Annotated in this window: 13 protein-coding genes; 5 read left to right on the top strand and 8 right to left on the bottom strand. The window is 50.7% G+C overall.

Features of this window, described 5'->3' with window-relative positions; genetic code table 11:
* Positions 1–13: 13 nt before the first annotated feature.
* Complete coding sequence (locus L21SP2_RS07290) at positions 14–1,660, top strand: cryptochrome/photolyase family protein (RefSeq protein ID WP_081719702.1); 1,647 nt, start codon at positions 14–16, stop codon at positions 1,658–1,660.
* A 224-nt stretch (positions 1,661–1,884) separates the two neighbouring features.
* Here L21SP2_RS07290 and L21SP2_RS07285 read toward each other — a convergent pair whose 3' ends face one another.
* The 4 genes from L21SP2_RS07285 to L21SP2_RS07270 form a co-directional block, all read right to left on the bottom strand.
* A complete protein-coding gene (locus L21SP2_RS07285; RefSeq protein WP_024267860.1) occupies positions 1,885–2,517 on the bottom strand; it encodes a peroxiredoxin in 633 nt (210 codons plus the stop codon).
* A gap of 87 nt (positions 2,518–2,604) precedes the next feature.
* Entirely contained in the window at positions 2,605–3,963 is a 1,359-nt protein-coding gene (locus tag L21SP2_RS07280; protein ID WP_024267859.1) for an MATE family efflux transporter, read from the bottom strand.
* Complete coding sequence (locus L21SP2_RS07275) at positions 3,960–4,529, bottom strand: MarR family winged helix-turn-helix transcriptional regulator (RefSeq protein WP_024267858.1); 570 nt, start codon at positions 4,527–4,529, stop codon at positions 3,960–3,962. Before L21SP2_RS07275 ends, L21SP2_RS07280 begins: the two co-directional genes overlap by 4 nt.
* Positions 4,530–4,531: 2 nt before the next feature.
* Entirely contained in the window at positions 4,532–5,413 is an 882-nt protein-coding gene (locus L21SP2_RS07270; RefSeq protein ID WP_024267857.1) for an SDR family oxidoreductase, read from the bottom strand.
* A gap of 171 nt (positions 5,414–5,584) precedes the next feature.
* Between L21SP2_RS07270 and L21SP2_RS07265 the strand changes: the two genes are divergently transcribed.
* On the top strand, positions 5,585–6,058 hold the full coding sequence (locus tag L21SP2_RS07265; protein ID WP_024267856.1) for an SRPBCC family protein: 474 nt from the start codon (positions 5,585–5,587) through the stop codon (positions 6,056–6,058).
* Positions 6,059–6,425: 367 nt separating this feature from the next.
* Complete coding sequence (locus L21SP2_RS07260; protein WP_024267855.1) at positions 6,426–7,115, top strand: hypothetical protein; 690 nt, start codon at positions 6,426–6,428, stop codon at positions 7,113–7,115.
* Positions 7,116–7,152: 37 nt separating this feature from the next.
* Here the strand turns inward: L21SP2_RS07260 and L21SP2_RS07255 are convergent, their stop codons facing one another.
* The gene (locus tag L21SP2_RS07255; RefSeq protein ID WP_024267854.1) at positions 7,153–7,470 is read right to left on the bottom strand and encodes a P-II family nitrogen regulator; all 318 of its coding nucleotides are present in this window, start codon (positions 7,468–7,470) and stop codon (positions 7,153–7,155) included.
* Positions 7,471–7,493: 23 nt separating this feature from the next.
* Positions 7,494–8,501: a sodium-dependent bicarbonate transport family permease gene (locus L21SP2_RS07250; RefSeq protein WP_024267853.1), complete on the bottom strand. Its 1,008-nt coding sequence runs from the start codon at positions 8,499–8,501 to the stop codon at positions 7,494–7,496.
* 168 nt (positions 8,502–8,669) lie between these two features.
* On the opposite strand from L21SP2_RS07250, the gene L21SP2_RS07245 reads away from it, so the two are divergent.
* Positions 8,670–9,542 carry a LysR family transcriptional regulator gene (locus L21SP2_RS07245; protein ID WP_024267852.1) on the top strand — a complete coding sequence of 291 codons (873 nt, stop codon included), beginning with the start codon at positions 8,670–8,672 and terminating at the stop codon, positions 9,540–9,542.
* Between the two features lie 43 nt (positions 9,543–9,585).
* Here L21SP2_RS07245 and L21SP2_RS07240 read toward each other — a convergent pair whose 3' ends face one another.
* Both L21SP2_RS07240 and L21SP2_RS07235 read right to left on the bottom strand, forming a co-directional pair.
* Positions 9,586–10,494, bottom strand: coding sequence for a hypothetical protein (locus L21SP2_RS07240; protein WP_024267851.1), 909 nt, complete (start codon positions 10,492–10,494; stop codon positions 9,586–9,588).
* Between the two features lies 1 nt (position 10,495).
* Entirely contained in the window at positions 10,496–11,695 is a 1,200-nt protein-coding gene (locus tag L21SP2_RS07235; RefSeq protein ID WP_024267850.1) for an outer membrane protein, read from the bottom strand.
* A 397-nt stretch (positions 11,696–12,092) separates the two neighbouring features.
* Between L21SP2_RS07235 and L21SP2_RS07230 the strand changes: the two genes are divergently transcribed.
* Complete coding sequence (locus L21SP2_RS07230) at positions 12,093–12,671, top strand: DUF6904 family protein (protein WP_041401318.1); 579 nt, start codon at positions 12,093–12,095, stop codon at positions 12,669–12,671.
* Positions 12,672–12,682: the final 11 nt, after the last annotated feature.

Here is a 12,682-nt window from a genome sequence, read left to right as displayed (position 1 = left end):
GATGGAGATTGAAATGAGTGAAAGGGCCGAACACAGGGAAAAACCTGCAGTAAATCGTATTCGGCTGATTCTGGGTGATCAGCTGAACATTCACCATTCATGGTTTTCCCGGGTTGATGACAGTACGCTCTATGTTATGGCTGAGCAGCGGTCAGAGACCGACTACACTCTGCATCATGCCCAGAAACTGATCGGCGTCCTCTCTGCCATGAGGGCATTTGCCCGGGAGCTGGAAAGCAGGGGACACAGGGTACGGTATTTCCGCCTGGGAGATACAGACAACGGCCATAGCTTTCAAGACAATATATCCCGACTTATGCAAATGCATGGAGCCCGGAGCTTTGAGTGGCAGCAGCCCGATGAATACCGTCTGGAAAAGGAACTTGAATCGCTTGCCGAATCTCTGACTGTTTCTCAGGCCGATTCTATGGCCGATTCTATGGCCGATTCCATGGCCGATTCCGTGGCCGATCACTCTTCCGTAAATACCAGGAAGTTCTCCACCGAGCATTTCATTTCTGCCCCGGAAGACTTTGATCCCATGGTAAAGGACGGGAAGATCCCAACCATGGAACGGTTTTACCGCCGGATGCGCAAGAAAACCGGTATTCTCATGGAGGATGATCAACCGGTTGGCGGAAAATGGAATTACGACAGCGAAAACCGTTCCCCCTTGAAAGATGCCTCTGACCTGCCCTCCATGCCGTACTCTTTGCGCAATGAAGAGGAGTTGTGGGAAGAAATCTGCCAGGAAGGAGTTGAGAGCTTCGGCAGCCCCAAAGCCGCTGAATTCTACTGGCCCGAAACCCGAACCCAGGCACAAAAGGCGTTGAATGATTTTCTTGCCAACCGGCTGGAGAACTTCGGTATCTATCAGGATGCCATGGTTGACGGAGAACCGTTTCTCTACCATTCACTCATCAGTTTTGCCCTGAATATCAAACTGATATCTCCCGGAGAAGTGATTGAATCGGCGGTACAAAAATGGGGTCGGAAAGCCCGTGATGATCACCGGGTGCTTGCTAGTCTTGAGGGATTTATCCGGCAGATTCTGGGCTGGAGAGAGTATATGCGCCACGTGTACCGTAACGGCATGCCGGGCTACGGGAAACTGAATCATTTCAATGCCCGCCGGCCCCTTCCCTCATGGTACTGGGATGGAAAAACCTCGATGAACTGCCTCTCCAAGGCGGTCAGCCAGAGCCTTGAGCATGGGTACGCCCACCACATTCAGCGTCTGATGATCACCGGAAATTTCGCCATGCTTGCGGGGGTTGATCCGGACCAGGTGGACTTCTGGTACCTGGGGGTGTATATCGATGCCTTCCAGTGGGTGGAGATTACCAATACCCGGGGAATGAGTCAGTACGCCGACGGAGGCAAGGTTGCAACCAAGCCCTATGCCGCCAGCGCAAGCTATATCAACAGAATGTCCGATTACTGCAAAGGATGCAGCTATAATAAAAAACTGCGCCACGGCGAAAATGCATGCCCGTTCAACTCTCTGTACTGGCATTTTCTTCATCGAAACCGATCCATTCTGGCAGACAACCATCGTCTGGCGATGCCCTACCGTACCTGGGACCGGTTTGATCCTGAGGAGAAGAAGGCCATTCTGAAGTACGGGGACGACTGCCTGAAGAACATCGAGCGATTGTGACATATATACAGTGCACAGAAGCTTGTGAAAACCTGTTTTCTGACATTTTTAGCACAGATATGGGGTTGATTTTTTTATAAGGCCCCACATGGAGAGTGGGAATTTACTACCGGCCCCAAAATCATATTCCTTCACAAGCTTTGGTGCACTGCTAAAAGGGCCGGCATGGTGTACCGGCCCTCGGTATCGACTATTATTGTTCACAGCCCCCAACAACCTGCAGCTTACACAGGCTGTTTCGTATAGCGAAGATAGGGTTTTACCTTCCGCACGCCGCTTGGAAATCGGGATTCCAGTTCGCTGTCGGGGACTGCAGGTGACACAACCACATCTTCTCCCTGCTTCCAGTCAGCGGGTGTTGCAACCTGAAAGTCGGCGGTGAGCTGCAGACTGTCTATGACTCTGAGAATTTCGTCGAAATTCCTGCCTGTGGAGGGCGGATAGGTCAGAGTCAGCTTGATCTTCTTATCCGGTCCGATGATAAATACCGAGCGCACCGTTGCCTTTGCTTCCGCATTGGGATGGAGCATGTCGTACAGTTCTGCAACCTTCCTGTCCGAATCCGCCAGAATTGGATAGTTCACCTCTGTGGATTGGGTTTCGTTGATATCTCCAATCCAACCCTTGTGAGAATCCAGGGGATCGACGCTGAGAGCCAGCACCCGGGTATTCCGTTTCGCGAACTCATCTTTCAACTGGGCGACCCGCCCCAGTTCTGTGGTACACACGGGAGTGTAGTCAGCAGGGTGTGAGAACAGAACCGCCCATTTTCCGTCAATAAAATCATGAAACCGAATCTCACCTTCTGTGGAATCCACCGTAAAATTCGGCGCTTCATCTCCAAGTCGTAGAGCCATATCGGCACCTCCTATACTAAAGCTAGTATAGTAACAATATAGGGTTTAATGTAAACATTGTCAAGTTATTTAGTCATGTTTTCTGCACTATACGGCTTTTCGCTGCTGGGATATTTCGGCCTGCACCGGCAGCCTCCTAAACCAGACAAATGCGCTGATACCCCCCAGAATATTTCCCAGGGCTGCGCCGGCGAAAACACCCGGAAGTCCGAACAGGGCACTCCCCGCCAAAGCCAGGGGCACATAGAATATAAACATGCGTATCGCCGCTATCCCTGCGGCCAGAAGAGGCCGCCTGAGACCGTTCAGTGCGGCGGCGCTGATATTGACCAGTCCCAACACGCCGAAGCTCACAGCAACTATCCTGAGATACATGGCAGTAACCTGGACCACCCGGGGATCATCGTTAAACAATGATGCGATGGGAGACGCAGCGAGAAGAAAAACCACTAATACTACAGCCCCCCATACAAGGGAGAACTGGGAGCCCCGAAGCTGAGCCTTTCGTACCCTGTCCCCTCTGCCGGCACCAAGGTTTCTTCCCACGAAGGGCGTAATGATCATGCTGAGGCTTAAAACCAGGACCAGTGCAAAACTCTCTACTCTTGTGGCGGCTCCGAACCCTGCAACAGCTTCAGTACCATATTCCGAGACAATCCGGGTGATGATCCCCTGAGATATGGGAAGCAAAATATTGGTTGCAGCTGCAGGTATCCCGATAAAAAGCACTTCCCCCCATTCTTTCAGCATGGACCGGAAATTTCCGAAATTCAGAGAGAGAAGCTTTTCTCTGCGTATGATTACATACCCCACAATCAGGAAACTTGAAGCCCTGCTGATCACCGTTGCAGTTGCCGCTCCTGCTATTCCCATTTGTGGAATGGGGCCGATACCAAAAATCAGCAGCGGGTCCAGGGCGATATTTAAAATAACCGACAACGTCAGCACTATGCCGGGAGTTTTTGTATCGCCGGTGGCCTGGAGCACATTTATCCCGATCATGGGAAGTACAACGAAGGGAAGACCGGAATACCATATAGTCATATATTCACGAATCAGCGGCAGGGTTTCCGCATCGGCTCCCAAAGCGCTGAAAAACGGTTCAATTGTCAGCAATCCGGCCGCAGACAGGAAAAGCACAATCAGAAAGGCCAATAGATGCGACTGGGAACTGATTCTTTTAGCCGACTCACGGTCACCGGCTCCCAATGCATTGGATACATGAGCTGTAGTACCGATGCCAAGCCCCATGGACAGGCCGCCGGAAATCAGGACCACCGGAAAGGAAAAACTCATGGCTGCAAGGGGCAATGATCCCAGCTGGCCCACAAAATAGGTGTCGGCGAGATTAAATAATACAATGCTCAGAGTTCCTGGAATCATGGGCAACAGGAGCCTGAACAGGGCCCACCCCACGCTGTCGTGTATCATATCAGGTCGTTTCATTCTTTTTCCTCTTCAGATTTCTTTTTTAATGATATTTTGCTGCGGTCAGTAACAGCCTCGATTGTTACTTCTGCTACTTCTCCACCGCAGGGCGTTGACCCGTCTTTTCCAGCCTGTTCTGCTTCAACCTGTTTGGCTTCATCCAGTCTGGCTTGTATTTTCGACAATGCAGATATCAGTCCCTTTCTCTCCGAACTGCTGAGCCCGGATAAAAGATCTTCGGCTTTGTCTATTCCGATGGCTTCGGTTTCCTGCAGCACGGTATTTCCCCGGGGGGTGATCCTTACATGCACCGTGCGCCTGTCTCCCGCCTCATGGAAACGCTCCACCCAGCCGTGGTTGACCATGGCTTCAATGCTTCTTGACATGGTGGGCAGCCGGACAGAGTTCACCCTGGCCAGATCCGCCAGGGCTTTGGGTCCTTCCCTGAGCTTGCGCAGGATATGGAACTGCAGCTGTTGGGATACCGGAGCTTCCCTTCGAAGAGTTGAACCGATCTGTCCCATGATTGCAGGCATGGTTTCAAGGAGGAGATGGGCCAGCGAACTGCTCTCAGGTTGGTTCATTCCTAACTCTTCCATTCGTCCCGACTGCGGGCCCAATCATAGAGGGAGGTAAATTGTACACCCAGCAGAGATTCTGTTTCGGAAGTGTCCGGGGTCATAAGAGGATTCTGTGTCTCCCCCATCTGTTCATACCCATGACCGATCATCTGAGCCAACTGCTCTCCCAGGTGAGGGGCTAAAAGTTCGGCGTACTCTTTCCCGCTGATTCTGTGAAAGGTCACCTCTTTGCCCAGCGCCCGACCCAGCTCATCTGCAGCCTGGTTGAAATTCAGCTCCTGCGGACCTGCTACTCTCAGCCAGCGCCCCCGGGACTTAGGGGTGTTGAACGCCGCTGCGGCACAGCGGCCCAGATCTTCATTGGTTACCCAGGCTACTTTCAGATCCTCTTTTTGAGGATACAGCAGTTCCCCCCGGGCTATTCGGGGTGCAGACCATGGCGCATTGAAATTTTCCAAATATCCGGTTGGAACCAGAACCGTCACCTTCCCTCCCTGAAGAAAATCCTGGAGAAGTTTAATCCGTTCATCCATGGGTGAACCCACAGGTTCCGGCGGAAGCGCAAAACCCGTATTGTACACAATATGTTCCACACCTGCGTCAAGAAGGGCAGTCAGGGCGTTCCGTTCAGTTTCCACCGATCCGGGACCGCTTACGGACATGGGCATGTGGAAGTATGCGAACCTGGCCTTCCCACCCGCCTGCTTTACAGTGGACGGTTCATTCAGATCCACATGCACTGCTTCGGCACCTTCCCCTTCAAGTGCGCTGAGGCGCTGAACATTTCTGGCTCCGGCAAGCACATGAAAACCCTGCTTGAGCAGGATACGGGCGGCAGCTCCACCCTGGGTACCGGACGCTCCAATAACTAATACCGCATCAGACATATTATCTCCTTTTGTTTAGTAGTGCTAATAATTAGCTATGTAAATAATAGGTAATCATGGTGCCCGGGTCAAGGAAATTTTTATCAGCATCACGTATACTGAATGGTAGAGGGGCATGGGCATTTCATTCACAAAACCGTATGGAACAGTTTTTCTCTGAAGGAGGAAGAGATGAACATATCATTACCCATTCACATTGCAGCAGACCGGGAAACGGTGTGGGATATTATCACCGACATCCCCCGCTCAATCTTCACCATCTCTGCAATTGAAAAAATCGAGGTCCTCGAACAGGGGAATGCAAACCTGCTGGGGTTTAAATGGCGGGAGACCAGAACCATGTTCGGAAAAGAGGCGACCGAAGTAATGTGGATAACCGATATTGAAAAACCGCACTTCTATACCACCAGAGCCGAAAGTCACGGAGCAGTGTATACCAGCAAATTCGAACTTCAGGAGAATGATTCGGGCACCCTGCTCACCATGAGCTTTCAGGGAACGTCCAATTCTGTTGCGGCGAAGCTGATGAACATCCTGATGGGTTGGATGTTTAAAAAAGCCACAATAAACGGACTGAAGCAGGATCTGGAAGATATAAAAACCGCTGCAGAGAAAGCAGCTGGAAGCAAAGCTGATAGCAGATAAAGCAGATAAAGCAGTAAAAAACCCAGAGTGTATATTTGTGACGCTGTTTCCAAGGTTCAAACTTCATAGTGCCAATATGGTATTGGATCCGCCAGCATGGGCGGATTTGAGACTGAAACACCTCTGATTCAGCATTATGTCACCGGAAAGAGTATAGTGCTCTTCTTTCAGATCTAGTTTTCAGATATTCAATAAATCGAAGCTTTTGAACCTTGAGTCATAATAGGTGCAGGTGTATGGTTATGCAGGAACCATTTGCACATCCCGCCTTTTTATCCTTATACACGTTCTATCCAGATTAACCGGCTGAATAGCCGGCTGCTGAATAATCGGCTGAATAGCCGGATGAAATTACGGAGGTGGCACAATGTCTGAATTATCCCCGCGCACAAAGTTTTTCATGGAATCACTTCTGAAAATCATCATTACTGTTGTTGCCGCTGCGGTTCCCCTGTTTATTGCCAACCAGATCAATACAACCCAGAAGATGAAGGAGTTCGTTCAGCTCTATGATCTGATCAATACCGAGCGGAGTGTGGAAACTAAGAAAGAACTTCTCAGCTTATGGGCGGAAATGAATCCCGGTCGAAAAGCAGAGGCAACCATTGTAACTTTGCTTGAATCCATAGAAGAGTCCACCCAGGTGCTTGCCGCAAATACCAAGCAGACCCTTGAGGCAATGCGCAGTCTCAATGATCAGCTTACTGATCGGGGGAGCCTTTCTGCCGAGCAGCTGAATCAATTAAATACCAACCTGGAACAATACTATGTATTTCAGGGGCTGGTGATGGACGAATATAACCTGAGTTCCCGATTCTCGGAAATTCCGAAAGCACCTGTATACGTAGAAAGCGAAGAAGCGAGAACACTTCAGGAGATTCTGGAATCCTCCCGGCCCTCCCGGGAGCTTCCACCGGATATTCTTCAGAGCCTGGGCGGAAGTCAGCCTCCTCCAGCCATGTTTCAGAACTACCAGGGATTGTCTGCTCCCTTGAACCTCCAGGACAGCCGGGCATTGAAGCAAGCCCTGCCCGGCTGGGATTTTTCGGGGAATTGATATTCACTGAAACTGAAGCACTAATATTCGGCAGGCATTAAAACCGCTCTTTGCGGATCACCCTCACATTCTCAAGGTAGATAATGCCCGGATAATCCTGGAACAGGCTCGTCATGATCTTTTCAGCGATTGCTTCGGCCCGATCTCTGTGGGAAAGGATGACTTCAATCTTCAATTCGGTAAAATCGTCCACAACACTGGCCCGGGAATCGGTTGCATGAAAATGATGCAGACCCCTGCCCCCGGCGGGAACCATGGTGTAGCCCTTGCCCCCCTGCTCCTCGATTATTTCGCACACCTTTCGGGATATCAGTTTTTCTGTAATTATTATCAGCTTGATTGCATCGTAAAACATCTTCTACCTCCTATTATCTATCTTTATACCCCAAACACCATCTCCGCCAGCGAAACGAACAAAGGGATGCAAATACCGATCGCAACAGGTGTTCCAATGCTGGTTGACGCGCCGATATAGGTTGAAGGATTGGCTGAAGGAATTCCTGCCCTGAGGGTGGGCGGTCCTGAAATATCAGAATTGGATGCGGCAATCACCGAGAGGAGAACCACACCGCCGGGACTGAACCCTGCCAGGATATGGGCAACATACCCCAGAGCGAACCCGATAAGCCCATGTAAAATGGGTGCGGCCAGTGCGTACAGGGCGAACCAATGAGCTACCTGTTTCAGCTCACGTATTCTGGAGTAGGCTTCCATACCCAGAATGAACATGAGAACCGAAAGCAGGCCGCGAAAAATAGGATTGTAAAAGCCCTCGAGAACCGATTCCGGTCGGGCAAAAATACCAAGTGCCAGACCCAACACCAGGGCGGAGAGGGCAGGTCCCTGAATGCTTTCTTTAATCACATCAAGAATCCTGGTGGAAGCTGATGTCCGGGTACCTGCCTTCTCTGTGCCCAGTTTGGAAAGCACGATGGCTAAAATCAGAGCCGGAATATCCATGAACGGGTAGAGCGCAGGCACCCAGGCTTCAAAAAACACTGCCTGCTCTTCTAAAAGGACCATGGCGGCAGCCAGAGTTGATGAACTTACCGCACCGAATAGGCCGGCTGTGGCGGTCCCGTCGCTCCAACGCACCCTGGCCAGAAGAGAGAAGAACCCCGTACCCAATAAAACAATGATAATGCCGACAGCCACCGAAAATACCGCCGGCAAAAGCATCTCACCTATTTCAGCGCTTCTGATTTCAATACCTCCTTTCATCCCTATCCGCATAAGCAGGAGAAAGATGATAAACTGATATATCGAGTTGGGAATGCTCAGCCTGCTTCCCATTGCCACGATCAATGCACCTCCAATGAGAAATGCCAGAGTGGGCGACTGAAGCTGGGTGATAAAACGGGATCCGAATCCCATTAACCATTCCATGATATCCTCCTTGTAGAAATGCGCCCCGGATGGTATTCGGCATCTCATTCCAGCTGGTGCCTGCCGGGGGCGGTAACCTTCACTGTTCATGGAGAAGAATAATGGAAACTGGTCATAATAAAAATTACAATATTTGATTCAAAAACTTATATAAAATAGAATAGAAGCATGTCGATTAACTATAATCATCTGAGATATTTCTGGTTTGTTGCCCATGAAGGGAAGCTGAATAAAGCTGCTGAGGAACTGAATATCAGCCAGTCGGCGTTATCCGTTCAAATCAAAATACTGGAATCCCAGTTGGGCCATCAGCTTTTTCTCCGTCAGGGAAGACAACTCATTCTCTCGGAGGCCGGTCGTCTGGTACTTGATTATGCTGACAGTATTTTCAAGACCGGAGAAGAACTTTTACATCAGCTTACCCATAATCATGCTGTGGAACGAAACGTCTTCAGGGTAGGTGCAATTACCACTCTGTCACGGAATTTTCAAATCGGGTTTCTCCGTCCTCTGATGGGCCGGCCGGAAATTGAGCTGAAGGTGCTTTCCGGGTCCCTGGGGTACCTACTTCAGAGTCTGGAAAATCACAGTATTGATATTGCCCTCACCAACCATGCCCCCATAAGAGATTCATCCGCACCATGGGTTTCTCACCTGATCTCCCATCAGCCGGTAAGTCTGGTGGGAGATCCGGAGAAGCAGTATCAGACCCGGGAACTAAAAAACCTGTTGGAAGAGGAACCCCTGCTGCTCCCCAGTATGGAAAGCAATATCCGTATGAGCATCAATGCCCTCATGGACCGTTGGGATGTACATCCCACCATCGCTGCGGAAATAAACGATATGACCATGCTGCGCCTCATGGCAAGGGAGAAAACTGCTCTTGCGGTAGTCCCTCCTATTGTGGTGAAAGATGAACTGGAATCCGGGAGTCTGGAAGAAATTTATCGCCTCCCTGATATCCGTGAAACATTTTACGCAATTGTACCCAGACGCCGATTTCCCAACCCGTTGGTGAAAGAGTTGGTTTCCGCCGGCTGATATGTCGTCTTTCCGTCGGTTTCAACCATCCATTTGAGGTGCATCAAAACCGGTGATCGGCGAAGGCTGCATGTTCATCGGCGGGAACCCGGGAGAACTCCAGACGGGTGTTCACCCCTTCCACCCGTATGTGCGAAGCGTTCTGAGCTGCCGAGGCGGTGGGCGGATAGCTTGAAAAGGTTCCCCAGCTGTCCTCGTGTATGCTCTCGCTGCCGTCTGAGTGAAAGAGCACATATTCATAGAGGTCGGCAGCAGTTTCCAGACCGTCGGTAATACCAAAGGCGTCCGGAGTATTGGCAGCCCATCGGAAATCCAGGTAGGAGTCAAATTCCCGGGAGAATGTTTCAACCTCTGTCAGATCTGACGGGGCGAGAAACTGCAGCCGGGCTCTGTGGGGCGGGAACCATTGGGGATCGTCAAAGCTGTTTCCGTACGCCTCTTCATAACTGCAATCCGTCCCGAATTGTCCCGGCGAACACTCAATCTCTCCCCGGACAACGGCGATGAGGCTTCCATGGGGACTGGGGAATGCACGAATGAGATCGCCTGTACCCAGCCGTGCTTCGGGGACCACCAGTTCGCTGCTTCCACCTTCCCGGATAATGCTTACGTATTCCCCTTTGCTGTCATACCAGCTGAGAAGGATATAGCCCTGTTCCTTCAGATAATAGATTTCCACCGGCCAGCCCCGAAATTCTTCCCCCCACTGTCTGAGATATTGGCCCTCGGAATCTGCAATATTCAGGGTAAAACGTTCATTCCACTTGCGGGTAGTGCTTGAGAGAACCACATCCATTTCCCGGTATTCAAGATCGATGTAGGCAACCTCATCGCCGGTCTCCGACCATACTGCGGATGTAAAATAGCGGACACTCCGGGGGAAGGAGCAGGAAGATATCAGCATGAGAACCGCCGCCATCAAACAGACACCCAGAGTGTTCCGCATATTCATCTCAGTACTCTCCCAGTTGGGGGGTAACCGGGAAGCCCACGGCTTGAAGTTCACCCTGAAGCAGATCTTCCCCATGGGAGAAGCTGTATTTCACCATGCCGCCGGGTACTTCTTCGCTGATCCAGTAATTATGCTCCCCGTCATCATCGGCATAGCGGTAATGCCGGGCTTCATATTGACCGGCCTCAACCCGGACAGACTCGGTTCCCACAAACTCATACTCTGAATCTTCCAGAGTTCGGGAATCCTCCTCAAATTCCAGATAACTTTCGTTCCGCCGGGGATAATAGACCATCTGTTCGCCTTCGGGATATCGGTAGCGCAGTTCGGTCACATCGCCCCGTGTATCAACAAAAAACTCATACAAAACCCGGTCACCTTCAGTTTCCCAGATCAGCTGATTCCAGCTTCCGTCGCCGGTCCTGGTCAGCAGTCCTCGGGATACGGTCATCAGCTCTCCGTCGTCGGTTTCAATCTTCCACCGTGTGGATTCATACTCATCCAGAGTTCCCCAACCGTAGGGGTAATATCCCAGCGACATCATGTAAAACGCCTGAAACTGCATGAAGGCGGAATTACCCTCGAGAATGCGAATGCCGTCTTCAATTTCACGCAATCCGGCTCCAACATCCACAGTGTCTCCTGTCTCGCCCTTTCCGGTTTTGAAGGCGATGCCGATTGTTGCATCGCTGTTGGAACCAAAATGACGGTACATGAGACGGATTGCAATATTGGGGGTAATAAAATACTGAAGCCCCGATTCGGCAGCAAAGGCTAGGCGGGCATTGGAAATATCGAATCCCGCACCGAAGGCGGCCACAATATCCAGGGGAGCAAACGCTTCCATACCGGGGACGGACAGTCCGTTCAGGCCCAGATGAAAACCGGCCATTCCTCCTGCCCCAATCTCCACTCCAGGATCCACGCCGCCGGCATTTAATCCTATCCGTGCGAAACCCATACCGCCGATATCAATAGAAAACACACCGCCGGGGCGAACCTTGGCGAGCATCAGCTCAGCTTCCGGGTAGAGCACCAGTCCCAGGCCATCAAAGTAATTCAGCCGGGCGCCCGCATCCACACCCACCTGAAAATTGCCGGGCATGTAATGCCCCCGGATCAGGGCGCTTTCCTGAGCCGTCATTACCGCGCTGCAGGCGAGAATAATGATTACCAACAGTCCCATCTTCTTTCGTTTCATAGTCCGTTCCTCCATCAAGAAAATGATCTCATATAGAGATTTGATAAAGTGTATCCCTGAGGGATTCAGAAAAAAGGGGGTAAACGGAGGAAAATTCGGATATTGCCGTTTTGAAGGTTTGGGGTATGGAGCATCAGTTCCATCCGTTTTACTCCCCGGCAGCCGCCCCTCAGGGCTGTAATTTCAAGACTAATTTACTCAGCCTTAAACAGCAAGGGAGAACCAGACACCCGGGACTGAAACCTGAAATTCGGACCCGATAACCGGACCCGAAAACCGGGGCGGGAAACTCTATAGCACCCGGTAACCGGAAAACTGCGAACCCGCCCGTACAGGAGAGATCCGGAAAAGGGTTGTCATGGCTTTGCCGATACGGTGTACAATCGAATCATGATACATGTTGAAAATCCTGCGAAGAGACAACGGCATTGAAGATATTCATATGGAATATCATGGGGAGATATTTCCCCGGGTCAATATTCACTATTCATGCAACATTATGTTTCCTGAGATGATCCTCAACATGATTGCCCTGAACGAGCTGATTGGACTGTATAAACGGAAAGTGAACGGCAAGAAATATGACTTTGAGCTTGAAACAGATACACGAACTGCATGGGATGCCCGTATTGCCATGGTCCGCATGCTCCAGGCCCAATTTCAGCGTGCCGTGGGAAGAGTTCTCTCTCCAACTTCATTTACACGCTGGAAGAACCTTGTGCACCGGAAAAATATTGATATACACCGTATGAAGAGTCCGCTGATTGATAATCACAATATCAGCTGGCTTGAAATGGATCGGGAGCAACGGGAGAAAAAACTCCTTACTCTGACCAAACGCATGGTTGAGTATTCCCGGGATCCGGATCAAGAGAGATACAGCCGGATTATTTCAGATGCAGTTGAAGAATACGATTGTGATGAAACTGATCTGGCCTTTCCCGGCATTGAATATCCGGAGGAGATCAACTGGTAGCAGAATCAGCA

The organism is Salinispira pacifica, from assembly GCF_000507245.1.
Taxonomy (GTDB): domain Bacteria; phylum Spirochaetota; class Spirochaetia; order DSM-27196; family Salinispiraceae; genus Salinispira; species Salinispira pacifica.
Note: the sequence above shows the minus strand (reverse complement) of the source record. Positions and strands in the feature narration are given on the sequence as shown.